Source organism: Enterobacter sp. JMULE2 (genome assembly GCF_013337145.1).
Classification (GTDB): domain Bacteria; phylum Pseudomonadota; class Gammaproteobacteria; order Enterobacterales; family Enterobacteriaceae; genus Enterobacter; species Enterobacter mori.
In genome coordinates, this window is record NZ_SGWD01000015.1 from 364,027 (window position 1) to 387,815 (window position 23,789).

At 55.9% G+C, this 23,789-nt stretch carries 21 protein-coding genes; 8 read left to right on the forward strand and 13 right to left on the reverse strand.

Translation table 11 applies throughout. The annotated features are described in order from the left end of the window. Positions 1–146 precede the first annotated feature (146 nt). From ispC to rpsB, 5 genes are all read right to left on the reverse strand, one after another. On the reverse strand, positions 147–1,346 hold the full coding sequence (gene ispC, locus EXW94_RS19715; protein ID WP_109081838.1) for a 1-deoxy-D-xylulose-5-phosphate reductoisomerase: 1,200 nt from the start codon (positions 1,344–1,346) through the stop codon (positions 147–149). 95 nt (positions 1,347–1,441) lie between these two features. Continuing rightward, the gene (frr, locus tag EXW94_RS19720) at positions 1,442–1,999 is read right to left on the reverse strand and encodes a ribosome recycling factor (protein WP_006173607.1); all 558 of its coding nucleotides are present in this window, start codon (positions 1,997–1,999) and stop codon (positions 1,442–1,444) included. A 167-nt stretch (positions 2,000–2,166) separates the two neighbouring features. Beyond that, complete coding sequence (gene pyrH / locus EXW94_RS19725) at positions 2,167–2,892, reverse strand: UMP kinase (protein ID WP_006173609.1); 726 nt, start codon at positions 2,890–2,892, stop codon at positions 2,167–2,169. A gap of 149 nt (positions 2,893–3,041) precedes the next feature. Further along, the gene (gene tsf, locus EXW94_RS19730; protein ID WP_028015579.1) at positions 3,042–3,893 is read right to left on the reverse strand and encodes a translation elongation factor Ts; all 852 of its coding nucleotides are present in this window, start codon (positions 3,891–3,893) and stop codon (positions 3,042–3,044) included. Between the two features lie 117 nt (positions 3,894–4,010). After that, the gene (gene rpsB / locus EXW94_RS19735; protein WP_003856207.1) at positions 4,011–4,736 is read right to left on the reverse strand and encodes a 30S ribosomal protein S2; all 726 of its coding nucleotides are present in this window, start codon (positions 4,734–4,736) and stop codon (positions 4,011–4,013) included. A 321-nt stretch (positions 4,737–5,057) separates the two neighbouring features. Here rpsB and map point away from each other — a divergent pair, with 321 nt between their 5' ends. The 4 genes from map to EXW94_RS19755 all read left to right on the forward strand — a co-directional run bounded on the left by map (position 5,058) and on the right by EXW94_RS19755 (position 9,949). Continuing rightward, positions 5,058–5,852: a type I methionyl aminopeptidase gene (gene map, locus EXW94_RS19740; RefSeq protein ID WP_010426734.1), complete on the forward strand. Its 795-nt coding sequence runs from the start codon at positions 5,058–5,060 to the stop codon at positions 5,850–5,852. Between the two features lie 63 nt (positions 5,853–5,915). Continuing rightward, positions 5,916–8,591, forward strand: a complete 2,676-nt coding sequence (glnD, locus tag EXW94_RS19745; RefSeq protein ID WP_010426735.1) for a bifunctional uridylyltransferase/uridylyl-removing protein GlnD — start codon at positions 5,916–5,918, stop codon at positions 8,589–8,591. Between the two features lie 32 nt (positions 8,592–8,623). Continuing rightward, positions 8,624–9,448: a 2,3,4,5-tetrahydropyridine-2,6-dicarboxylate N-succinyltransferase gene (gene dapD / locus EXW94_RS19750; protein ID WP_008501915.1), complete on the forward strand. Its 825-nt coding sequence runs from the start codon at positions 8,624–8,626 to the stop codon at positions 9,446–9,448. A gap of 111 nt (positions 9,449–9,559) precedes the next feature. Continuing rightward, on the forward strand, positions 9,560–9,949 hold the full coding sequence (locus tag EXW94_RS19755; RefSeq protein ID WP_010426739.1) for a DUF3461 family protein: 390 nt from the start codon (positions 9,560–9,562) through the stop codon (positions 9,947–9,949). A gap of 69 nt (positions 9,950–10,018) precedes the next feature. Here EXW94_RS19755 and EXW94_RS19760 read toward each other — a convergent pair whose 3' ends face one another. The 3 genes from EXW94_RS19760 to dgt form a co-directional block, all read right to left on the reverse strand. Further along, positions 10,019–11,176, reverse strand: a complete 1,158-nt coding sequence (locus EXW94_RS19760; RefSeq protein WP_010426741.1) for a CdaR family transcriptional regulator — start codon at positions 11,174–11,176, stop codon at positions 10,019–10,021. A gap of 146 nt (positions 11,177–11,322) precedes the next feature. Beyond that, positions 11,323–12,759: a serine endoprotease DegP gene (degP, locus tag EXW94_RS19765; protein ID WP_010426743.1), complete on the reverse strand. Its 1,437-nt coding sequence runs from the start codon at positions 12,757–12,759 to the stop codon at positions 11,323–11,325. A gap of 132 nt (positions 12,760–12,891) precedes the next feature. Further along, a complete protein-coding gene (gene dgt, locus EXW94_RS19770; RefSeq protein WP_089599140.1) occupies positions 12,892–14,406 on the reverse strand; it encodes a dGTPase in 1,515 nt (504 codons plus the stop codon). 82 nt (positions 14,407–14,488) lie between these two features. On the opposite strand from dgt, the gene mtnN reads away from it, so the two are divergent. From mtnN to EXW94_RS19785, 3 genes are read left to right on the forward strand one after another with little or no spacing between them, the layout of a single operon-like run. After that, positions 14,489–15,187, forward strand: a complete 699-nt coding sequence (mtnN, locus tag EXW94_RS19775; protein ID WP_010426746.1) for a 5'-methylthioadenosine/S-adenosylhomocysteine nucleosidase — start codon at positions 14,489–14,491, stop codon at positions 15,185–15,187. Beyond that, positions 15,180–15,980: a vitamin B12 ABC transporter substrate-binding protein BtuF gene (gene btuF / locus EXW94_RS19780; RefSeq protein ID WP_108417048.1), complete on the forward strand. Its 801-nt coding sequence runs from the start codon at positions 15,180–15,182 to the stop codon at positions 15,978–15,980. Before mtnN ends, btuF begins: the two co-directional genes overlap by 8 nt. Before the next feature lie 30 nt (positions 15,981–16,010). Further along, the gene (locus EXW94_RS19785) at positions 16,011–16,634 is read left to right on the forward strand and encodes a TRIC cation channel family protein (protein WP_108417049.1); all 624 of its coding nucleotides are present in this window, start codon (positions 16,011–16,013) and stop codon (positions 16,632–16,634) included. A 71-nt stretch (positions 16,635–16,705) separates the two neighbouring features. Here the strand turns inward: EXW94_RS19785 and erpA are convergent, their stop codons facing one another. Together erpA and clcA are read right to left on the reverse strand one after the other, a co-directional pair. Then, a complete protein-coding gene (erpA, locus tag EXW94_RS19790; RefSeq protein ID WP_010426752.1) occupies positions 16,706–17,053 on the reverse strand; it encodes an iron-sulfur cluster insertion protein ErpA in 348 nt (115 codons plus the stop codon). Between the two features lie 86 nt (positions 17,054–17,139). Beyond that, a complete protein-coding gene (gene clcA / locus EXW94_RS19795) occupies positions 17,140–18,540 on the reverse strand; it encodes a H(+)/Cl(-) exchange transporter ClcA (RefSeq protein ID WP_089599143.1) in 1,401 nt (466 codons plus the stop codon). A 176-nt stretch (positions 18,541–18,716) separates the two neighbouring features. On the opposite strand from clcA, the gene hemL reads away from it, so the two are divergent. Then, positions 18,717–19,997, forward strand: a complete 1,281-nt coding sequence (gene hemL / locus EXW94_RS19800; protein WP_089599144.1) for a glutamate-1-semialdehyde 2,1-aminomutase — start codon at positions 18,717–18,719, stop codon at positions 19,995–19,997. A gap of 96 nt (positions 19,998–20,093) precedes the next feature. On the opposite strand, the gene fhuB is transcribed toward hemL, so the two are convergent. From fhuB to fhuC, 3 genes are read right to left on the reverse strand one after another with little or no spacing between them, the layout of a single operon-like run. Further along, positions 20,094–22,076, reverse strand: a complete 1,983-nt coding sequence (gene fhuB, locus EXW94_RS19805) for a Fe(3+)-hydroxamate ABC transporter permease FhuB (RefSeq protein WP_174340795.1) — start codon at positions 22,074–22,076, stop codon at positions 20,094–20,096. Further along, the gene (gene fhuD, locus EXW94_RS19810) at positions 22,073–22,963 is read right to left on the reverse strand and encodes a Fe(3+)-hydroxamate ABC transporter substrate-binding protein FhuD (RefSeq protein WP_174340796.1); all 891 of its coding nucleotides are present in this window, start codon (positions 22,961–22,963) and stop codon (positions 22,073–22,075) included. The genes fhuB and fhuD overlap by 4 nt, the downstream gene beginning before the upstream one ends. Further along, positions 22,963–23,760 (reverse strand): Fe3+-hydroxamate ABC transporter ATP-binding protein FhuC, encoded by a 798-nt coding sequence (fhuC, locus tag EXW94_RS19815; protein ID WP_108417052.1) that lies wholly within the window; start codon positions 23,758–23,760, stop codon positions 22,963–22,965. The genes fhuD and fhuC overlap by 1 nt, the downstream gene beginning before the upstream one ends. Positions 23,761–23,789 lie beyond the last annotated feature (29 nt).

The window sequence follows — 23,789 nt, forward strand, 5'->3', positions numbered from 1 at the left end:
GGAATACTGAAGCCTATACATAAAAAAGCCGTGTCAAACCACGGCTTACCTGACCACATAAAGTCAAATACCTGCGATCAGGTGGCGCAGACTATATCACTGAAGCACAACGCTAACAAATAGCACGACGACTAGTGGCTGCTTTATCACCAGCTTGCGAGACGTGTCACCAGTTTACGCGCAACAATGCGAGCCTCTGCATCGACCGCCAGCACCTCTTCCACGCTTTGTGGCTCGCGCAAATCCATCAATTCAAGCACTGAAAGATTCATTGCTGCGATATCGGTAAAGCGGATCTGCTGATTCAGAAATGCCTCAACGGTCTCTTCATTCGCTGCATTCAGTGCCGTCGTCGCCGCCTGCCCTTGGTCAAAGGCCGTCATCGCGAGCTTAAGGCACGGGTAACGGTCGTAATCAGGCTCGCTAAAGGTCAGTGAACTCAGCTTGCAGAAATCGAGCGGTTTTGCCCCGGATGTCACACGGTTTGGCCACGCCATGGCGTGAGCAATCGGCGTGCGCATATCCGGTTCGCCCAACTGAGCAAGCACGCTGCCATCCTGATAGCGCACCATAGAGTGAATCACCGATTGCGGGTGGATCAGCACTTCCATCTGTTTCGCTGACGCATTAAACAGCCAGCGCGCTTCAATGTATTCCAGACCTTTATTCATCATGGTGGCTGAATCAACGGAGATCTTACGACCCATCGACCAGTTCGGATGACGGCACGCCTGATCCGGCGTCATTGCGCTCAGTTCTGACAGTGGCGTTTCACGGAACGGGCCACCAGACCCGGTGAGCAGAATCGACACGACGCCATTCTGCTCCAGGTCAGCGTACCCCAGGTTCTGTTGAAAAGGTTGCGGCAAACTCTGAAAAATGGCGTTGTGTTCGCTATCAACCGGTAAAAGACGTGCTCCGCGCTGCTTGACCGCCTCCATAAACAGGCGTCCGCAGGTCACCAGCGACTCTTTATTCGCCAGCAGAACATCTTTACCGGCATCAATAGCGGCAAGCGTCGGCAGAAGCCCAGCCGCCCCAACGATAGCGGCCATCACCTGATCGACCTCATCCAGCGCAGCCATCTCGCATGCCGCCTGCTGACCGCTGAGCACCTCGGTGCGGCTGCCCTTTTCCTGCAGCTGCGCTTTCACCTGGCGAGCACTCTCTTCGTCATCCATCACCGCAAAGCGGGGCGTAAACTCCAGACACTGCTCCACCATGCGCTGCACGTTTTTACCGGCCACAAGGGCGGTCACGGTGTAGCTTTCAGGATTATGGCGAACCACGTCAAGAGTGCTGCAACCGATAGAGCCGGTTGAGCCAAGGAGTGTTAAATGCTTCATGAGATGCCCGGAAAAAAGTTAGACCAGATAAAAGCAAAACGCCGCCAGTAAGACACAACGTCCCCTGAACGGCGTTTATCAGTGTACGACAGAAATCAGAACTGCATCAGTTCCGCTTCTTTATCTGCCAGCGCCGCATCAATTTTCTTGATAGCCGCGTCAGTCATCTTCTGCACGTCATCCTGGGAACGACGGTCATCATCTTCGCTGATCTCTTTTTCTTTCAGCAGCGCTTTTACTTTATCGTTCGCGTCGCGACGTACGTTACGTACGGAAACACGACCTTGCTCAGCTTCACCGCGCACCACTTTGATCAGGTCTTTACGACGTTCTTCGGTCAGCGCAGGCAGCGGAACGCGGATGTCAGCACCCGCAGAGCTTGGGTTCAGACCGAGGTCAGACGCCATGATCGCTTTCTCAATAGCCGGGCTCATTGAACGATCGAATACGTTGATTTTCAGCGTACGGGTATCTTCTACGGTAACGCTCGCCAGCTGACGCAGTGGAGTTGGCGTACCGTAGTATTCTACGATGATGCCATCCAGCAGGCTTGGAGAAGCACGGCCAGTACGGATTTTGCTGATTTGGTTTTTGAACGCTTCTACGCATTTATCCATGCGTACTTCAGCATCTTTTCTGATGTCGTTAATCACGTTACGGATCCTTGAAAACTTGTCTCAGGCAGACTAACCGCCAGCACAGCGCTACAGGTGTGCTAAGTATAGTCGCGTTTAATTCATGACAACGCCAAAGGCGCGTCCGGGTAAGATACCACTACAAAGTAAAGCGGAATCTTACCTGTATTTATCGCCGACGGAAATTATTCCGTGATCAAAGTGCCTTCTTTTTCGCCCATTACAACGCGGCGCAGTGCGCCCGGCTTGTTCATGTTGAAGACACGGATCGGCAGTTTGTGGTCACGAGCCAGCGTGAAGGCGGCAAGATCCATTACTTTCAGCTCTTTATCCAGCACTTCGCTGTAGCTCAGCTGATCGTACATGGTCGCAGACGGATCTTTTGCCGGATCGGCAGTAAACACGCCATCCACTTTGGTCGCTTTCAACACCACATCGGCTTCGATTTCGATACCGCGCAGGCAGGCAGCGGAATCGGTGGTAAAGAACGGGTTACCCGTACCGGCGGAGAGGATCACCACGCGGTTGTTGCGCAGCAGGCTGATGGCTTCTGCCCAGCTGTAGTTATCGCACACGCCGTTCAGAGGAATAGCGGACATCAGGCGGGCGTTCACATAGGCGCGATGGAGCGCATCACGCATGGCCAGGCCATTCATCACGGTTGCCAGCATACCCATGTGGTCGCCCACAACGCGGTTCATCCCCGCTTTCGCCAGACCAGCACCACGGAAAAGGTTGCCACCGCCAATGACCACGCCAACCTGAATACCCAGTTCGACCAGTTCTTTGATTTCCTGTGCCATGCGGTCAAGGATGCTTGCGTCAATACCGAAGCCTTCCGTTCCCTGCAGCGCTTCGCCACTCAGCTTAAGCAGAATGCGTTTGTACACGGGTTTTGCATTGGTAGCCATGTTTCTTTCCTGAGACTGTCAACGATTAAGATGGGGTTAATTCTGGCGACATGTTATGCCGCAAACCAGCGCAGGGATACAGTAACCTGTCTGATTTTGTATGACGGGTGACAAAAAGAAGCCGCCCTCAGGCGGCTCCTTTTCAATCATTAAGACTGCTTGGACATTGCAGCAACTTCTGCTGCGAAGTCAGTCTCAACTTTCTCGATGCCTTCGCCCACTTCGAAGCGGATGAAGCCAGTTACGTCAGCGTTGTGCTCTTTCAGCAGCTGAGCAACAGACTTGCTTGGATCCATAACGAAAGGCTGGCCAGTCAGAGAAACTTCGCCGGTGAATTTCTTCATGCGGCCTTCAACCATTTTCTCTGCGATTTCTTTAGGCTTACCAGACTGCATCGCGATGTCCAGCTGAACCTGGTACTCTTTCTCTACCACTTCAGCAGACACGTCTTCTGGCTTAACGAATTCTGGCTTGCTTGCAGCGATGTGCATTGCCAGCTGTTTAACCAGCTCTTCATCAGCGCCTTTAGCCGCAACCAGAACACCGATACGTGCGCCGTGCTGGTAAGAACCCAGTACTTCGCCTTCCAGGGAAGATACGCGACGGATGTTGATGTTCTCACCGATTTTAGCAACCAGCGCAACACGTTCTTCTTCGAACTGTGCTTTCAGAACTTCAACGTCAGTGATTTTGCCAGCAACAGCTGCGTCCAGTACTTTGTTCGCAAATGCCTGGAAACCGCCATCTTTAGCAACGAAGTCAGTCTGGCAGTTAACTTCCAGAATGATACCGTAGGTGCCGTCGATTTTAGTGATGATCACGCCGTCAGCAGCAACGTTGCCTGCTTTCTTAGCTGCTTTGATCGCACCGGATTTACGCATGTTTTCGATTGCCAGCTCAATGTCGCCGTTCGCTTCAGTCAGCGCTTTTTTGCAATCCATCATGCCTGCGCCAGTACGCTCGCGCAGCTCTTTTACCAGGGATGCGGTAATTTCAGCCATTCTTAAATCCTCGGGAGATGTGAACTGCCCGGCCATAAGCCAAACAGTATAAATTGAAAAAAGGGGCCGATAATTGGCCCCTATTCATACACGGTACTAATAAGGGGTAAAACCTTATTATTCAGCTTCTACGAAGCTTTCTTCCGCCTGAGAAGCCAGATCCTGGGAACGGCCTTCACGAACGGTAGCAGCTACAGCGCTCAGGTACAGGCTAACAGCACGGATTGCGTCGTCGTTACCCGGGATAACGAAGTCAACACCGTCCGGATCGGAGTTGGTATCAACGATAGCGAATACCGGGATACCCAGGTTGTTAGCTTCTTTGATTGCGATGTGCTCGTGGTCTGCATCGATTACGAACAGCGCGTCTGGCAGGCCGCCCATATCTTTGATACCGCCCAGGCTGTTTTCCAGCTTGTCCAGTTCACGAGTACGCATCAGCGCTTCTTTCTTAGTCAGCTTATCGAAAGTACCGTCCTGAGACTGGGTTTCCAGATCTTTCAGGCGTTTGATGGACTGACGAACAGTTTTCCAGTTGGTCAGCATGCCGCCCAACCAGCGATGGTTCACGAAGAACTGGTCGCAGCTGTTAGCAGCATCTTTCACAGCTTCGCTTGCAGCGCGCTTAGTACCAACGAACAGAATCTTACCTTTACGGGAAGAGATCTTGTTCAGCTCAGCCAGGGCTTCGTTGAACATTGGTACAGTTTTCTCAAGGTTGATGATGTGAACTTTGTTACGTGCGCCGAAGATGAAAGGCTTCATTTTCGGGTTCCAGTAACGGGTCTGGTGACCAAAGTGAACACCAGCCTTGAGCATGTCGCGCATGGAAACAGTTGCCATGTTTAAAACCTCTATAGTAAAAGTTGGGGTTATGCCTCCACGTATCCCATATTACCGACCCCAAAGGGCACCCCGGAATATGTGCCGATACGTGTGTGTTGTTACACAAAGTGAGATTTGTCGCTTCCGTCCAGCCTGTGTATCTGAAATGGATCGGAAGTCCGGCGCGCTTTATACCACAAAACACGGCCAGAAACCAATAATTGTTGACGGTGTGTGCTGTTAATGATTCTCAATTTGGCAGTGGGTGCGCCAGACTGTTACCATTGACGACACTTGAACTAGTATTGTCGAAAAAAACGACACCGATGGACAGATTACATGGCTATCTCTATTAAGACTCCTGAAGAAATTGAAAAGATGCGCGTCGCCGGTCGTCTGGCCGCTGAAGTGCTGGAAATGATCGAGCCGTTCGTGAAGCCGGGCGTCAGCACCGGTGAGCTGGATCGCATCTGTAATGATTACATCGTCAACGAGCAGCACGCGGTCTCCGCCTGCCTCGGCTACCACGGTTTTCCAAAATCCGTGTGCATCTCTATAAATGAAGTGGTTTGTCACGGTATTCCGGATGACGCAAAACTGCTGAAAGATGGCGACATCGTTAACATCGACGTGACCGTCATTAAAGACGAATACCACGGCGACACCTCCAAGATGTTCATCGTAGGCAAACCGACCATCCTCGGCGAGCGCCTGTGTAAAGTGACGCAAGAGAGCCTCTACCTGGCACTGAAGATGGTGAAACCAGGCATCCGTCTGCGCACTATCGGTGCGGCTATCCAGAAGTTCGTGGAAGCAGAAGGTTTCTCCGTGGTGCGCGAGTACTGCGGGCACGGCATTGGTCGCGTCTTCCACGAAGAGCCGCAGGTTCTGCACTACGATGCGGATGACGGCGGCGTGGTGCTGCAGAAAGGCATGACCTTCACCATTGAGCCAATGGTCAACTCTGGCGATTACCGCATCCGCACCATGAAAGACGGCTGGACGGTGAAAACCAAAGACAGAAGCTTGTCTGCACAGTACGAGCATACTATTGTGGTAACAGACAACGGCTGCGAAATTATGACGTTGCGCAAGGATGACACCATCCCGGCGATACTGACGAACATTGAGTGATAAAAGAGCCGGCGAATGCCGGCTTTTTTAATGGCGATAGCTTTTTCTTATGGGTGGCGCACGATGAGTAATCTTTTACCCGAACAGTATGCTAACACAGCCCTTCCCACCCTTCCCGACCAGCCCGACAACCCGGGCGTCTGGCCGCCGCATGAGCTGAAGTGTGCCGATATCAAAGCACATATGGATGTCTTCCAGCGCTGGCTCAGTAGCGCGTTTGACGCAGGCATTTCCGCCGAGCAGCTCATCGAAGCACGCACCGAGTTTATCGACCAACTGCTGCAACGCCTGTGGATCGATTACGGCTTCGGGCAGATTAGCGACGTCGCGCTGGTTGCCGTCGGGGGCTATGGTCGCGGTGAACTGCATCCGCTTTCCGATATCGACCTGCTGATCTTAAGCCGCAAAAAGCTGCCGGACGAACAGGCGCAAAAAATTGGCGAACTGCTGACCCTGCTCTGGGACGTGAAGTTGGAAGTGGGCCACAGCGTGCGCACCCTGGAAGAGTGTCTGCTGGAGGGGCTATCTGACCTGACCGTCGCCACCAACCTGATTGAAACCCGCCTGCTGATTGGTGACGTCGCGCTGTTCCTGGAGCTACAGAAACACATCTTCAGCGACGGCTTCTGGCCGTCAGAAAAGTTCTTCGCCGCGAAGGTCGAGGAGCAAAACCAGCGCCACCAGCGTTACCACGGCACCAGCTATAATCTTGAACCCGATATTAAAAGCAGCCCCGGCGGCCTGCGCGACATTCATACCCTGCAGTGGGTCGCCCGTCGCCACTTTGGCGCGACGTCAATGGATGAGATGGTCGGCTTCGGCTTCCTCACCGAGGCCGAGCGTAACGAGCTAAACGAGTGCCTGCACCTGCTGTGGCGCATCCGGTTTGCCCTGCATCTGGAAGTCACCCGCTACGATAACCGCCTGCTGTTTGATCGCCAGCTCAGCGTGGCTCAGCGCCTGAATTACCAGGGCGAAGGCAACGAGCCGGTTGAGCACATGATGAAGGATTTCTTCCGCGTCACCCGCCGGGTGACCGAGCTGAACCAGATGCTGCTGCAGCTGTTCGACGAGGCCATTCTGGCCCTGACGGCAGACGAGAAACCGCGCCCGATTGATGATGAGTTCCAGCTGCGCGGGACGCTTATCGATCTGCGCGACGAAACGCTGTTCATCCGCGAGCCGGAAGCGATTCTGCGGATGTTCTATACCATGGTGCGCAACAGCACCATCACCGGGATCTACTCCACCACCCTGCGTCATCTGCGCCATGCGCGCCGTCATCTGACTCAGCCTTTGTGCTATATTCCGGAAGCGCGCGCCCTGTTCCTGAGCATGCTGCGCCACCCGGGCGCCGTCAGCCGCGGCCTACTGCCGATGCACCGCCACAGCGTGCTTTGGGCGTATATGCCCCAGTGGTCGCATATTGTTGGTCAGATGCAGTTCGATCTTTTCCACGCTTACACCGTGGATGAACACACCATCCGCGTGATGCTCAAGCTGGAAAGCTTTGCGAAAGAAGAGACGCGATCCCGCCACCCGCTGTGCGTTGAACTGTGGCCACGCCTCTCCCATCCAGAACTGATCCTGATCGCCGCCCTGTTCCACGATATCGCCAAAGGTCGCGGCGGCGACCACTCGGTGCTGGGGGCGCAGGACGTGCTGAAATTTGCTGAGCTGCACGGGCTGAACTCACGCGAAACGCAGCTGGTGGCCTGGCTGGTCCGTCATCACCTGCTAATGTCGGTTACCGCACAGCGTCGTGACATTCAGGATCCTGAAGTCATTAAGCAATTCGCCGAAGAGGTGCAAACGGAAAACCGCCTGCGCTATCTGGTCTGCCTGACGGTGGCGGATATTTGCGCCACCAACGAAACCCTGTGGAACAGCTGGAAGCAGAGCCTGCTGCGCGAACTGTACTTCGCTACCGAAAAACAGCTGCGTCGTGGTATGCAAAACACCCCGGACATGCGCGAGCGCGTGCGTCACCATCAGCTGCAGGCGCTGGCGCTGCTGCGGATGGATAATATTGATGAAGAGGCGCTGCATCAGATCTGGGCGCGCTGTCGTGCCAACTACTTTGTGCGCCACAGCCCAAACCAGCTTGCCTGGCACGCGCGGCATCTGCTGAAGCACGATTTGTCGAAGCCGATGATCCTGCTCAGCCCGCAGGCCACGCGCGGGGGCACGGAGATCTTCATCTGGAGCCCGGACCGACCCTATCTGTTTGCCGCCGTCTGCGCCGAACTGGACAGGCGTAATCTGAGCGTTCACGACGCGCAGATTTTTACCACCCGCGACGGCATGGCAATGGACACCTTTATTGTGCTGGAGCCGGACGGCAGCCCGCTGTCGTCGGACAGGCATGAAGGGATTCGTTTTGGTCTGGAGCAGGCCATTACCCAGCGCAGCTGGCAACCGCCGCAGCCGCGTCGCCAGCCTGCAAAATTGCGTCATTTTACCGTCGATACCGAGGTCAATTTCCTGCCGACCCACACCGACCGCAAATCGTTCCTGGAGCTGATTGCGCTCGATCAGCCAGGGCTGCTTGCCCGTGTCGGCCAGGTTTTTGCCGATCTGGGAATTTCGCTTCATGGCGCCCGAATTACAACCATTGGCGAGCGAGTAGAAGATTTATTTATAATCGCCACAGCGGACCGGCGTGCCCTTAATAATGACCTGCAGCTTGAAGTGCAACAACGGTTGACAGCAGCCCTCAATCCAAACGATAAAGGGTGACGTGTTTTTTAGTGAAATGGAAAGAGTAAACAATGCAGCAGTTACAGAACGTTATTGAGTCCGCTTTTGAGCGTCGCGCCGAGATCACTCCGGCAAATGTGGATACCGTGACCCGTGAAGCGGTAAACCAGGTTATTTCCCTGCTGGATTCCGGCGCATTACGCGTGGCAGAAAAAATCGACGGTCAGTGGGTCACTCATCAATGGCTGAAGAAAGCCGTGCTGCTCTCTTTCCGTATCAACGATAACCAGGTTATCGACGGAGCAGAAAGCCGCTACTTCGATAAAGTGCCAATGAAATTCGCTGACTACGACGAAGCGCGCTTCCAGAAAGAAGGCTTCCGCGTGGTACCACCTGCGGCAGTGCGTCAGGGCGCGTTCATCGCACGCAATACCGTGCTGATGCCATCTTACGTGAACATCGGTGCTTACGTTGACGAAGGCACCATGGTGGACACCTGGGCGACAGTCGGCTCTTGCGCGCAAATCGGTAAAAACGTTCACCTGTCCGGCGGCGTCGGCATCGGTGGCGTACTGGAACCGCTGCAGGCTAACCCAACCATCATCGAAGACAACTGCTTCATCGGCGCACGTTCCGAAGTGGTTGAAGGCGTGATTGTGGAAGAAGGCTCCGTGATCTCCATGGGCGTTTACATCGGCCAGAGCACCCGTATTTATGACCGCGAAACCGGTGAAGTTCACTACGGTCGCGTTCCAGCGGGTTCTGTGGTGGTTTCCGGCAACCTGCCGTCTAAAGACGGTAAATACAGCCTGTACTGCGCGGTTATCGTGAAGAAAGTGGATGCGAAAACCCGCGGTAAAGTGGGCATCAACGAGTTGCTGCGCACCATCGATTAATCGGGTATAACAAAAAGCGGGGGCAACCCCGCTTTTTTTGTATCTGAGGGTGGCGAAAATAGATTTTTTCGTTAATTATTCAAAGGTTATGTTGAGATCAAGGGTACCGCTATGTACGATAATCTGAAAAGTCTGGGCATTACCAATCCTGATGAAATTGATCGTTACAGCCTCCGTCAGGAAGCCAATAACGATATTCTTAAAATCTATTTTCACAAGGACAAAGGTGAGTTTTTCGCCAAAAGCGTGAAGTTTAAATATCCACGCCAGCGCAAAACCGTGGTGGCTGACGGCATCGGTCAGGGTTACAAAGAAGTACAGGAAATCAGCCCTAACCTGCGCTATGTGATCGATGAACTCGATCAGATCTGCCAGCGCGACCGCACTGAAGTCGATCTCAAGCGTAAGATCCTTGACGATCTGCGTCACCTTGAAAGCGTTGTGACGAATAAGATCAGCGAGATTGAAGCAGATCTTGAGAAATTAACTCGCAACAAATAAGTTAGGTGCGGCCTGATGCCCTCACCCCGGCCCTCTCCCACAGGGAGAGGGTGAAAACCGTACACACCATCATCTCTGTTCGTCCAGCTGCAGCGCCACATACAGCAGCAGCCTGTCGTCAAAATTCCCCAGATCCAGCCCCGTCAGCTCCGAAATCCGGTTTAACCGATACTCCAGGGTATTGCGGTGAATAAACAGCGCCTTTGAGGTCGCCAGCGGCTGCACGTTGTGACGGAACCAGGCCTGCAATGTGCGGCGCAGCAGGCCGTTGTTGTCCATGGCTTTCAGGCGCACTAATGGCCGCGCCAGCTCATTGGCCTGCCAGCCGCCGCGCAGGCTGTCGAGCAGCACCGGCAACATCAAATCCTGATAGAAATAACTGCGGCTTTCCGGCATACGCTGTTTACCCACCATCATGGTGGTGCGTGCGGTCCGCCATGAGCGGGCGATACTGCCCGGCCCGGTAAAGTAGTTGCCCAGCGCGACGCGAAAACGCAGCTGGCCGTTCTCCTGCATGCGTGCAATCAGCTGATCCACACGGCGGCGATGGTCTTCTGCATCCCAGCGGCCAAACTGATTGAGCGCGGGTTTAAGCACCACCATTTCAGTCAGAGACACAATCGCCACCAGGTTATTGCGTTCCGGCGTCGCCAGCGCATTTTGCAGCTGCTGCAGCTCTGCCATGGCGCTGTCCACGCCAAGCTGGCCGCTATCGACCTCAATCACCGCCACCACGCGCGGCTGGTTCAGATCGATCCCCAACCGCTGCGCCCATTCGCTGAGTGCAGGCGTATGCTCATCCGCCTGTATAAGGTTCATGACCAGCTCTTCGCGCAGGCGGCTGTCCTGGGCGAGAAGGTGCATCAGGCGCGACTGCTCCAGCATCATCTCCGCCGTCATACAGACCAGCTCGCCGTATTTACGCAGCGACTCCGGCTCGCCGGTCAGACCGATTACCCCCACAATCTCACCTTCAAGGCGCAGCGGCAAATTGATGCCCTGACGTACGCCATGCAGGTGTTTCGCTACCGCATCGTCGATATCTACCACGCGGCCCTGGGAGAGCACCAGCAATGCACCTTCGTGCAATTCCCCAATACGCTCGCGATCGCCGCTGCCGATAATGCGACCGCGAGCATCCATCACGTTGATATTGGTATCAATGATGCGCATGGTGCGCGCCACGATATCCTGCGCCATTTTGGTATCAAGATGCCAGCCAGCCATGTAACCCTCCTGTGAGCAGAGCTCAAGCATAGGGAAGTTCAGCGACGGCTGCATTGTGCGAATGCACAAAGAGAGAGGGAGAAGTAAGGAGTTGTGGTAACAGTCACAGAAACGAGAAAGCCCCTGCGAACAGGGGCTTGAGAGGATTACTGCATCAGCAGATAAAGCGAGGTATCACCACGCTGGATATTCAGAGCCAGCACGGAAGGCTTGCTGTCGAGAATTTTGCGCAGTTCAGCGATGTTTTTCACCGGCTGCTGGTTAGCGCCCATGATCACATCACCTTTTTTCAGGCCGATACGGGCTGCCGGTGAATTCGCTTTCACGTTGTTCACCACCACGCCTTTGTCTGCGCCTTTATTGCTCATCTCGGCACCTTCAATCCCGCTGAAGATGGTGCTGGAATCCACCTGATTCTGGCTGCTCTGCTGCAGCTCCAGGCTTACGTTAACCGGCTTACCGTCGCGCAGCAGGCCGAGGGTGACTTTGCTGCCAATCGGCATCGAGCCTACTTCGGCACGCAGGGCGGCAAAGCTGCTGATCGGCTTACCGTTCAGGGAGGTGATCACATCCCCCGCTTTAATGCCCGCCTTCGCCGCGGAGGAATTCGGCATCACCTGGCTGACGAATGCCCCGCGCTGGGCGTCAACCTTCATCGCTTTCGCCAGCTCGGAGTTCAGCTCAGTCCCGAGGATACCCAGCTCACCGCGTTTCACCTGGCCATACTGGACCATCTGCGCGGTCAGGTTTTTCACCATGTTGCTTGGGATAGCAAAGCCGATCCCGATGTTGCCACCGTCCGGTGCCAGAATGGCGGTGTTGATACCGATCAGTTCACCGTTCAGGTTCACCAGCGCACCGCCGGAGTTACCGCGGTTGATCGCCGCATCCGTCTGGATAAAGTTTTCGTAGTTTTCCGCGTTCAGGCCGCTACGACCCAGCGCAGAGACGATACCTGAAGTCACGGTTTCGCCCAGACCAAACGGGTTACCGATTGCCACGGTGTAGTCACCTACGCGCAGCGCGTCGGAATCGGCAAGCTTAATCGCCGTCAGGTTTTTCGGATCCTGAATCTGGATCAGCGCGATATCAGAGCGCGGATCCTTACCCACGACTTTGGCATCGAATTTACGACCGTCGCTCAGCTGAACTTTAATGGTGCTGGCGTTATCCACAACGTGGTTGTTGGTCACCACGTAGCCTTTTGCGGCGTCAATGATGACACCCGAGCCAAGCGCCATGAATTTCTGCTGCTGGCCGCCGCCCTGGCTGTCATCTCCTGCCCCACCGCCCTGACAGAACGGGGAACTCTGGAATGGCGAACCGTCCTGGCAGAACGGCGAGTTGTCGCCGAAGAACTGCTGGAAGTTACGCGGCATACGCGGCGTATTGACGGTCGTGCTGCCCTCAACGTTAATACTCACCACCGATGGCATCACTTTTTCGAGCATCGGTGCCAGGCTTGGCATCTGCTGCGCGGTTGCTGCCGACGACGCGGTCTCGGCTGCAGTAGCAGTCAGAGGAGACAGCGCTAAACCTAAACTCAGAGCCAGTGCACTCATTGCTAATGTGGTTTTTTTCATGTTTCTCAATCTCGATTTACCAGATAACGCAAAATTGCTGTGTAACTCAGATTCGTTTTATACCGCTTAGTTCCGGGATTAAGTTTATGGAAAAAGTAAAAATTTATTGGTCGTCTTTACAAAACTCAGCGCTTATTCCACGGCCATGAGCTTGCGGTACTCATCCCAGGCATATAAATCTGTCATGCCGCTGATATAGTCCTGGATAAGGCGACAGCGATAATAATATTCCATCACTGGCCATTCCGGGGAGTGGCGTTCCAGCTTACCAATCGCTTCGACATACGCCAGACGATGACGGGTAGAAAGTTTCTGATAAAGCCGGGATTCGATAGGTATTCGCCGCACGCGCTCGTGTTCCACCAGCTCGCTGAATTCATCGACTGATAAGTGAAGCAACGGGGAATAAATTTCCAGTAATCCGCTGATCACCCGGTATCCCTGCAGCTCTAATTGCTCCACGTCCGGATGGCTGAACACATGGCGCATCGCCACATGTTTATAAAGCTCAAGGAGTTGACTGAAACTGCTGTCATCTTCCAGCAGCGCGTGATTGAATTCCCCGCTGAAAATCAGCGGCAAATTATCAATAAAGCGCGACGCCGCGTAAGGCACCAGCTTATTTAATGTATTGACCCGTAAATACATAAAGAACTGATCTTCGGTACTGCGGCTGAGGGAATTCGAGCGCGATTTTTCCCAGGCATTTTCGACGACCTGAGAAAACAGCGACCCTTTTTCATGTTTACCCCAGGCATCATAAAGATGCTGATAAAGCTCCTCGACGCTGAATATTCTTTTCTCAACGGCGTCTTCCAGGTCGGCCACGCAATAGGAAATGTCATCGGCGGCTTCCATAATCCACGTCAATGGGAAACGCCCCTTTGGCGTTAATGAAAGTTCTTTACGCAGCCGCTCAATATAGGCCTCTTCGGAGAGATAGTAGCCCGGCTTTTTCATCAGGTAGCTGTGCGTGGCAGGCGTTTCTCCCATCCACCAGGCCGGGCGCGTGTATTTGAGTATGCAGCCCACCTGCGCCCACGTCAGATTCATGCGCATCAGGGAGTGCACCAGGCGGATCCCCTGCGCGTTACCTTCAAAATGGCAGAGATCCTGACGGACTTTGCGACGCAGATCGTTAAGGCTCTCTTCACCCTCACGCAGGCGTAAATCCCTCACCACGCAGCGATCGTCGCTCAACGGCTGGCTTTTCGCGTCCAAAGGGAAAAGCCGCTGCTTAAACCAGTCGTTGATTGCCGCCTCGCCGAAATGCCCGAAGGGCGGGTTGCCGATGTCATGCATCAGGCAGGCCATCTCAACGATGCTTTCAAACGGCCCGGTCAGTTCATCCAGACCATAAGTTTCCAGCAGCCGCTGCTCTTTCAGGCGGCTCAAAATCTCTTTGGCAATGTAGCGCCCAACCTGCTGAACTTCCATAGAGTGGGTTAAGCGCGTGCGCACCGCGGCGTTACGCTCCAGCGGGAACACCTGGGTCTTTTGCTGCAAGCGCCGGATAGCGGGCGAGTTAATGATCCTCCCGCGATCGCTCTCGAAGATACGCAGGATCTCATGTTCGCTCTTTTCGCCCTGTGGCGAACGGAAACGTCGGTGCCAGTTAATTTTGGTGCGAAAATCGATTGGTGCCATGTGCTCCCCCGCGTGAGAATGCGTTTCCCCTTAACCGCATGATAGACTATGCATCTTAACAAGGCACATCGCGAGTAAATCTATGAAAATCGGCATTATTGGTGCAATGGAAGAAGAAGTTACGCTGTTGCGTGACAAAATTGAGAACCGTCAGACTCTCTCTCTGGGTGGTTGTGAGATCTACACCGGCCAGCTGAACGGTGTTGACGTGGCTCTGCTGAAATCTGGCATCGGTAAAGTTGCGGCTGCGCTGGGTGCGACCCTGCTGCTCGAACGCTGCAAGCCGGACGTGATCGTTAACACTGGCTCTGCGGGCGGTCTGGCGCCGACGCTGAAAGTGGGTGATATCGTCGTTTCCGACGAAGCACGTTACCACGATGCCGACGTGACCGCCTTCGGCTACGAATATGGTCAGCTTCCGGGTTGCCCGGCCGGGTTTAAAGCCGACGACAACCTGATTGCCGCGGCAGAAAGCTGCATCGCAGAACTGAACCTCAACGCGGTACGCGGCCTCATTGTCAGCGGTGATGCGTTCATTAACGGCTCCGTGGGCCTGGCGAAAATCCGCCATAACTTCCCGCAGGCGGTTGCCGTTGAGATGGAAGCAACCGCGATTGCTCATGTTTGCCATAACTTTAGCGTACCGTTTGTGGTGGTTCGCGCGATCTCTGACGTGGCAGACCAGCAGTCCCACATTAGCTTTGACGAGTTCCTTGTTGTGGCGGCAAAACAGTCCACCGTGATGGTGGAGCGTCTGGTGCAGAAACTGGCTCGTGGCTAAACATACCGTCAGGGCGCTGGCCGCCCTGCTTCTTCTCGCACCGGCATGGCTTTTCGCCATGCCGCGTGTGATTACTCTCTCCCCCGCGAATACCGAACTGGCCTTTGCTGCCGGGATCACCCCTGTGGGCGTGAGTAGCTTTTCGAATTATCCCCCCCAGGCCGCCAGCATTGAGCAGGTCGCGACCTGGCAAGGAATGAATCTCGAGCGCATTGTGGCGCTTAAGCCTGACCTCGTGCTGGCCTGGCGTGGCGGCAATGCCGAGCGGCAGGTCAACCAACTGACCTCACTGGGTATTAAGGTCATGTGGGTGGACGCAGTCAGTATTGAGCAAATCGCCCAGACGCTGCGCGATCTGGCCCCTTTTAGCCCCACGCCCAAAAAAGCCGAGGACGCTGCGAAACAGATGCTCAGCGACTATGCAGCGCTGAAATCCCGGTACAACACCCCCGCCAAAAAACGCATCTTTCTGCAATTTGGTAGCCAGCCGTTGTTCACCACCGGAAAAGGGTCGATTCAGAACCAGGTGCTGGAAATCTGCGGCGGCGAAAATATCTTTGCAGCCAGCCGGGTACCCTGGCCTCAGGTCAGCCGTGAACAGGTGCTTGCACGCCAGCCGCAGGCCATCGTCGTGGTCGGAAATGCGAGCGATATTCCTAAAGTTGAACACTTCTGGCAAAGCCAGCTTAAAATTCCGGTGATCCCGCTCAACGGTGACTGGTTTGAACGCGCCAGCCCGCGTATTATCCTCGCCGCAAAACAACTCTGTGCCGCGCTGGCAGAGAGTCACTAACATAGATAAATACTTTTCGAGGATTTAACGATGCTCGTGTATTGGCTGGATATTCTTGGCACAGCCGTTTTTGCTATCTCCGGCGTTTTACTCGCCGGAAAACTGCGCATGGATCCGTTTGGCGTGCTGGTGCTGGGCGTTGTGACCGCCGTGGGCGGCGGAACAATCCGCGATATGGCGCTGGCGAATGGCCCGGTATTTTGGGTAAAAGATCCCACCGACCTGGTGGTGGCGATGGTCACCTGCATGTTGACCATTGTACTGGTTCGTCAACCCCGCAGATTACCCAAATGGATATTACCGGTGCTGGATGCCGTCGGCCTCGCCGTGTTTGTCGGTATTGGCGTTAATAAGGCGTTTAATGCGGGTACCGGTCCGATGGTGGCGATCTGCATGGGTGTATTAACCGGCGTGGGCGGCGGGATCATTCGCGACATTCTGGCGCGTGAAGTGCCGATGATCCTGCGTACTGAAATTTACGCGACGGCCTGTATTGTAGGGGGAATTGTTCACGCCACCGCGTATTACACCTTTGCGGTCCCGCTGGAAAATGCCGCGATGCTGGGGATGGTCGTGACGCTGGTGATACGTTTAGCGGCGATACGCTGGCACCTGAAACTGCCGACGTTTGCGCTGGATGAGAATGGCAGGTAAATGCAAAACGGTAACCGCAAGGTTACCGTTTTTAGCGTTTTGCCGGGGTGAGGGCATCATCCCGCACCCTCTTAAATACTGAACGACGAACCACACCCACAGGTGCTTGTTGCGTTCGGGTTGGTCACCACAAAGCGCGAACCTTCCAGACCTTCGGTGTAATCAACCGAACCACCGACCAGGTATTGCAGGCTCATCGGGTCAACCACCAGCGCGACGCCCTGCTTCTCGATGGTCATATCGCCCTCGTTCACCTGGTCGTCAAAGGTAAAACCATACTGGAAGCCGCTGCAGCCACCACCGGTAATATAAACACGGAGTTTCAATTCCGGATTATCTTCATCGGCAATCAGGACTTTTACTTTTTTGGCTGCTGCTTCGGTAAATTCGAGCGGTACAGCTACTACGTCATCACTCATCTTATGCTCCCATGAATACTGCATACTGCTATTGGGTAAAAATCACCCAATTCTTTTTTTCATTATCTAATACCCTGGTAATTCATTCAAGTATTCTGCGTTGAGGCCCGTTCAGCCTCCTGTTTCGCCAGGGTCCGTGCAAGAATGGTGGAGTATAGCGGTTTTCCACCCAGGAATTGGGCTAATAGTGTCGCGCCGAGACAGGTAATGATCATTGGCAAAATGAGCTGGTAATTGTCCGTCATCTCAAGCACCAGCACGATCCCGGTCAAAGGTGCACGCAGGGACGCGGCGAGCAGCGCCCCCATTCCGGCGACGGCAAACGTCCCGGCTTCAAGATGATAGGCCGGGAAACCCACGGCCGCCGCCATGCCAAAAGCGGTTCCCAGCAGCGTGCCCAGCGCCAGCATCGGGGCAAAAATGCCGCCAGGCGCGCCGGAGGAGAAGCAGAGTACGGTAGTGATCACCCGCGAGATGAACATGAACAGCAAAAGACCAATGCTGAAATTCCCCGCTGCCGCAATGGGGATAAGCCCAAAACCGCCACCTGCCGCGTTGGGTTCGATAAAGCCCAGAACCCCGCACATGCCGCCGAGCAGCCCCCCCACCAGCACCCATTTGGTCGTGTTGCCGCCGTGGATCCGCTGGAACATGTCCTGAGCACGTAAAATAAGGCTGTTAAACAGCGGGCCAACAATGCCAAAAATCATGCCGAGGATCAGATACAGCCACAGCGTATTGACCGGCGCATTGGTGAGCTTCCCGACCTCGATGACCGCCCCTTCGCCATTGAAAAGGCGAAAGACGATACTCGACATGATCACCCCGGTAAACACCGCTTTTATCGAGATCAGGTTATAGCGAAACTGCGCGCGCATCTCTTCGATAATAAACAGGATCCCCGCCAGCGGGGCATTAAACGCGGCGGAAAGGCCTGCGGCGGCACCGGTTGCCAGCAGCGTATGGCGGGCTTCAGCACTGCGCATCCTGAACAGATCGCTGACCATACGGCCAACATTACCGCCCAGTTGTACGGTCGGCCCTTCGCGCCCCAGCACCATTCCCGCACCAAGCGTCCCCAACCCGCCGATAAACTTCACGGGAAGCACGCGCCACCAGCGGACCGGACGCAGCTCTTCGAGCGCTCCTTCTATTTCCGGGATCCCAGAACCGCCCGCTTCCGGGGCAAATTTCCGTACCAGAAAATAGCCCACCATGGCGAGCAGTGCAGATAAACCAAACGCCAGGATCCAGACCAGCCATTCGCGATCGGCATAACCCGCAACGGTGCCAATACGCCAGTTAAGCACGCCATTGACGGCCTTCTCGAACGCGACACCCACCAGCCCCGCCAGCGTCCCCACCACGGCAGCGCCCAGCAGAATCGCCAGCGGCGTCTTGTCGCGGTTGAGCAGTCGTCGGATGCTGATACGGTGTCGCGCGCGCGCAAACTGTTGTTCTTCAAATGAGGGTGAGTCTGATTTCATTGCCTGTTCTTTTCGTCATACAAATCGCCGTCAGGATTTTACCAGAGACCGCCCCACCGTCTCCTGAAAATTACTTAACAAATCTTAAAGCATTGTCAGGGTAAAAATTTCATAACCATCCCCGAATCACTTAGAATAGTGTGCTTAATCATTTTATACGAACCAGGAACGACGCCATGAGCAAGTCTGAAAACCTCTACAGTGCAGCCCGCGAGCTTATTCCGGGTGGCGTGAACTCACCTGTGCGCGCCTTTACCGGCGTGGGCGGCACGCCGCTGTTTATCGAACGTGCTGACGGCGCGTATCTGTATGATGTCGATGGCAAAGCCTATATCGATTATGTCGGCTCCTGGGGCCCGATGGTGCTGGGGCACAACCACCCAACCATTCGTAACGCTGTGATTGAAGCGGCCCAGCGCGGCCTGAGCTTTGGTGCGCCAACCGAAATGGAAGTCAAAATGGCGGAACTGGTGACCGAACTGGTGCCCACCATGGACATGGTACGTATGGTGAACTCCGGCACCGAAGCCACCATGAGCGCCATTCGTCTGGCGCGAGGTTTTACCGGTCGCGATAAAATCATCAAATTCGAAGGTTGCTACCACGGTCACGCCGACTGTCTGCTGGTGAAAGCGGGCTCTGGCGCGCTGACGCTCGGCCAGCCAAACTCGCCGGGCGTACCGGCCGATTTCGCTAAGCATACCCTGACCTGTACCTACAACGATCTGGACACCGTTCGCGCGGCGTTCGAGCAGTATCCGCAGGAGATCGCCTGCATCATCGTTGAGCCGGTTGCGGGCAACATGAACTGCATCCCACCGCAGCCTGACTTCCTGCCTGGCCTGCGTGCCCTGTGCGACGAGTTCGGCGCGCTGCTGATCATCGATGAAGTGATGACCGGCTTCCGCGTGGCGCTGGCGGGTGCCCAGTCTTACTACGGCGTTGAGCCAGACCTCACCTGCCTCGGCAAAATCATCGGCGGCGGCATGCCGGTCGGGGCATTCGGTGGTCGTAAAGACGTCATGGAAGCGCTGGCACCAACCGGTCCGGTTTACCAGGCGGGAACGCTCTCGGGCAATCCCATCGCGATGGCAGCGGGTTTCGCCTGCCTGACCGAAGTGGCTCAGCCGGGTATTCACGAAACCCTGACCGACCGTACCACGCAGCTGGCAAACGGTCTGCTGGAAGCGGCAGAAGAGGCCGGTATTCCTCTGGTGGTCAACCACGTGGGCGGGATGTTCGGGATTTTCTTCACCGAGGCGAAAACTGTGACCTGCTATCAGGACGTGGTGAAGTGCGACGTTGAACGCTTCAAGCGCTTCTTCCACCTGATGCTGGATGAGGGCGTGTACCTGGCACCGTCAGCGTTCGAAGCAGGCTTTATGTCCGTGGCGCACAGTGAAGAAGATATCAACAACACCATCGACGCGGCACGTAAGGTGTTTGCGAAGCTGTAAGGGCATTGCCGGGTGGCGCTCACGCTTACCCGGCCTACGATGTTCGCCCTCTCCCCGTGGGAGAGGGCCGGGGTGAGGGCATCAGGCCGCACCTGACTACCGGCTCTGCTTTCTCAACAGATAAATAAAGTACGGCGCACCGATAAAGGTCGACAGCAGACCCGCAGGGATCTGATACGGGAACAGCACCATTCTTCCGCACCAGTCCGCGAACACCAGCATTACTCCGCCCGTCAGGGCCGACATCACGATATGCGGCATCGTCCGGCGGAAGCCCATCATTCTGGCAATATGTGGCGCCATTAACCCCACAAAACTCAGCGGTCCAATCGTCATGGTTGCCGTCGCCGTCAGGCACGCAGCCAGCAGCAGCAGCGCCACGCGCGCTGGCGTCAGCGCCATCCCCACCGCACGCGCGGTTTCACCGCCAAGCGGCAGGATGGTCATCCAGCGACGGCACAGCGGAACTACCGCCAGCAGCGCGATCATGACGATCCCTGACCAGACAACCTGACTGCCGGTGGCATTGTAGGTTGAGCCAGAAATCCATGTCAGGATCTTCGCCATACGCGGATCGCCGCTGGCCTGCAGCATCATCAGCAGCATCGTGAAGGCGGTGCTCAGCGCCATCCCGGCCAGCAGCATACGGTGAGGTGAAAATCCGCCGCGACCGGCAGCAATCAGGATAATCATCAGCGTGACCGCCGCACCGATACTTCCGGCAGGCAGTAGCCAGCCAAACGCATTGCCCGGCACGAAGAACAGCATAAGGACCACACCAAACGCCGCGCCAGAACTGATACCCAGGACTTCCGGGCTTGCCATCGGGTTGCCGGTGAGACGTTGAATAATGCACCCCGCTACCGCCAGCATCACGCCTGCGATCAGCGCAGCGAAGATACGTGGCCAGCGCCACTGCAGCAGTTCGTTGAGTAAATCACCCGTTGCCCAATGCCAACCTGAGGCATCGCGTCCGAAGGAGAGCGCCGCGAACGAGGCAATGATCAGCACCGCCAGTCCCGCCAGGCTAAACCACAGGACCGACTGCCGTTCAGCATGGACCTTATCACCCGCATCCATGGCGGGCGCGCTCATGCTGCGCAGGCGCGGCAGCAGCCACAGCAGCAGCGGCGCACCGACGAGTGCGGTCACCGACCCGGTAGACACTTCCATCCAGACTCGCGCCAGCCAGAGAATCATTTGATCGGAAAGCCAGAGGATCAGCGCCCCAATCAGTGGCGCCAGCATCAGACGCGTCAGCAAACGACGCGCCCCGAGCATTTTCGCCAGCAGCGGCGCAAACAGGCCGATAAACCCGATGATGCCGACCGCGTTTACCAGCAAAGCACTTAGCACAATCGCCAGCGCCAGCGCGCCCAGACGCGCCAGCGACAGGGCAAGACCCAGATTGCGCGCCACGCCGTCGTCCAGCCCCATTAGGGTCAGCGGACGTAGCAGCAGCAGCGTCAGCACCACGCCGCCAATCAACTGTGGCCACAGGCGCTGCACGATGCTCCAGTCGGTCTGGGTGAGCGTCCCGGTACTCCACATGAACATGCTTTGCAGCTGATCGTGATGGAACAGCACCAGCAGCTGGTTGATCGCCCCGCAGTAAAGGCTGACCACCAGACCCGCGAGGATCAGCGTGACCGGTGAAAGACGTTTACCCCACGCCACGCCAAAGACCAGCGCGCCCACCACGCATGCCCCCGCGAGTGCTGCAAACTGCGAGGTTAACGCACCCGGTAGCGCCCACAGCGTGGTAATGGTGATCCCAAGCTGTGCGCCGGTTGCGACCCCCAGCGTGGTCGGTTCGGCCAGCGGGTTACGTAAAACCTGCTGGAACAGCACGCCCACCAGCCCTAAACCAGCACCGACTAAAAGGGAGATCGCCAGACGCGGCAGCAGGCTGTAGTGGAACAGCATTTGCTGAATATTATCGATATCCGGCGCGGCAAAGCCAGCGCCCCACTGTTCGCGCGGTAACGCGGTCGAGAGGTTGAACCAGGTTAACGCCAGCGCGACAAGGCAAAGCAGCGTCAGAAGAAGCGCCGGGAAACGGGCAATACGCGTACTCATGCCTTGCCTCCCATCGCGGTGTCCAGCACGCGGGCAAAATGCATCGCCGACAGCGTCGCGCCGTAGAACCACACCGCCGGCGCGCGCAGGAAACGTTTCTCGCGTACGAACGGCATCGCCTGCCAGAGCGGGGTCGCCATCAGGGTTTGCATTTCGCGCTCGTTGCCGTGATCGAAGCACAGCACGTCCACATCGCGAAATGCCGCCAGGCGATCAATGCCGACGGCGGTACTGCCCCAGAAGGTCATCTCCCCTTCCCAGGCGTTGCGAATACCGAAGCTGTCGAGCACTTCCTGGAACAGGCAGTTATTGCCGAAGACCAGCATATGCCGGGCATCCAGCAGCGTCACCATCAGTAAAGGACGGTCGCCCCGGTGAGCAAAGCGCGGCTTCAGGGAGTCAATCAGGGCATCAAATTCGTCGAGGTGTTTTTTGGCTTCCGCCTCGCGGTTGAGGAAATGAGCCATCTCGTTAATGGAGTTTTTTGCCATAGCCAGCGGTTTTTTACCGTCGCTGAAAGAAAATCCGCGTCCTGGCGCAATGCGCGCCATGGTCTCTTCTGACGGACCGTAGCCCGCTGACCAGAACAGGAACGACGGTTTCATCTGGGTAAGCAGTTCGAGGTTTGGCTCCGTTCGCAGGCCGATGTCGATGACCGAGTCCGGCAGCTTCGGCTCGTTCACCCAGAGGTTATAGTTAGGAATGTCCGCCACACCATACGGCGTGACGCCGAGCGCCATCATCAGCTCGACCGGCAGCCATTCCAGCGCCACAATCCGATGCGGATCTATCCCGGCGGCACGGGCAGTATTCATTTTTAACAGCAGCGGTGACAGCGCCATCGCCATCAGCAGGCGACGGCGGCTCATTGAGATTGAATCCAGCATCAGTAGACGAAGCTCACCGGTGCAGCCCCGGCTGGGTGAGGCAAAATCCCCATCGGAATACCGTAAATGGTTTCCAGCGTTTCGCTGCGCATCAGCTCGGACGGCGTTCCCTGCGCAATCATTTCGCCACCGCGCAGCGCGACGAGATAATCACAGTAGCGCGCTGCCATGTTGATATCATGCAGTACCGCAATCACCGTTAGCCCACGCTGCTGGCTTAAACGATGCACCAGCGCCAGAACGTCGACCTGGTGGGCAATATCCAGCGCAGAGGTCGGTTCGTCGAGCAGCAGGCAACGGCTGTCCTGCGCCACCAGCATCGCAATCCACGCGCGCTGACGCTCACCGCCGGACAGGCTATCCACCAGACGGTGCGCCAGCGGCTTTAATCCTACCAGCGCAATCGCCTCTTCCACTTTCTCTCTGTCGGCCACGCCGAAGCGACCAAGCGCCCCGTGCCACGGATAACGACCAATCGCCACCAGCTCACGCACCGTCATCCCTTCTGCCTGCGGTAACTGCTGCGGCAGATACGCCACCTTGCGGGCAAAGGCCTTGCTGTTCCAGCTTTCCAGCGGCTGACCGTCCAGCAGGATATCGCCTTCCGACGGCGGCTGATGGCGTCCAAGCATCTTAAGCAACGTGGACTTACCGGAGCCATTGTGACCAATCAGGCCAGTGACTTTACCAGCAGGAAAGGTCAGTGAGAGCGGATGCAGCAGGGTGCGTCCGGGTACGCGAAAGGAGAGATTACTGAGCGAAAAGGTGGTGTCGGATTGCGTTTGATTATCCTGCATATCAGCCAACTTAAATAAAAGGGCACGGC

Coding starts and splice junctions, on each gene's coding strand:
- ispC (WP_109081838.1), bottom strand. CDS start 1,346: ATGAAGCATTTAACACTCCTTGGCTCAACCGGCTCTATCGGTTGCAGC.
- pyrH (WP_006173609.1), bottom strand. CDS start 2,892: ATGGCTACCAATGCAAAACCCGTGTACAAACGCATTCTGCTTAAGCTG.
- tsf (WP_028015579.1), bottom strand. CDS start 3,893: ATGGCTGAAATTACCGCATCCCTGGTAAAAGAGCTGCGCGAGCGTACT.
- rpsB (WP_003856207.1), bottom strand. CDS start 4,736: ATGGCAACTGTTTCCATGCGCGACATGCTCAAGGCTGGTGTTCACTTT.
- map (WP_010426734.1), top strand. CDS start 5,058: ATGGCTATCTCTATTAAGACTCCTGAAGAAATTGAAAAGATGCGCGTC.
- glnD (WP_010426735.1), top strand. CDS start 5,916: ATGAGTAATCTTTTACCCGAACAGTATGCTAACACAGCCCTTCCCACC.
- dapD (WP_008501915.1), top strand. CDS start 8,624: ATGCAGCAGTTACAGAACGTTATTGAGTCCGCTTTTGAGCGTCGCGCC.
- EXW94_RS19755 (WP_010426739.1), top strand. CDS start 9,560: ATGTACGATAATCTGAAAAGTCTGGGCATTACCAATCCTGATGAAATT.
- EXW94_RS19760 (WP_010426741.1), bottom strand. CDS start 11,176: ATGGCTGGCTGGCATCTTGATACCAAAATGGCGCAGGATATCGTGGCG.
- degP (WP_010426743.1), bottom strand. CDS start 12,759: ATGAAAAAAACCACATTAGCAATGAGTGCACTGGCTCTGAGTTTAGGT.
- dgt (WP_089599140.1), bottom strand. CDS start 14,406: ATGGCACCAATCGATTTTCGCACCAAAATTAACTGGCACCGACGTTTC.
- mtnN (WP_010426746.1), top strand. CDS start 14,489: ATGAAAATCGGCATTATTGGTGCAATGGAAGAAGAAGTTACGCTGTTG.
- EXW94_RS19785 (WP_108417049.1), top strand. CDS start 16,011: ATGCTCGTGTATTGGCTGGATATTCTTGGCACAGCCGTTTTTGCTATC.
- erpA (WP_010426752.1), bottom strand. CDS start 17,053: ATGAGTGATGACGTAGTAGCTGTACCGCTCGAATTTACCGAAGCAGCA.
- clcA (WP_089599143.1), bottom strand. CDS start 18,540: ATGAAATCAGACTCACCCTCATTTGAAGAACAACAGTTTGCGCGCGCG.
- hemL (WP_089599144.1), top strand. CDS start 18,717: ATGAGCAAGTCTGAAAACCTCTACAGTGCAGCCCGCGAGCTTATTCCG.
- fhuB (WP_174340795.1), bottom strand. CDS start 22,076: ATGAGTACGCGTATTGCCCGTTTCCCGGCGCTTCTTCTGACGCTGCTT.
- fhuD (WP_174340796.1), bottom strand. CDS start 22,963: ATGCTGGATTCAATCTCAATGAGCCGCCGTCGCCTGCTGATGGCGATG.
- fhuC (WP_108417052.1), bottom strand. CDS start 23,760: ATGCAGGATAATCAAACGCAATCCGACACCACCTTTTCGCTCAGTAAT.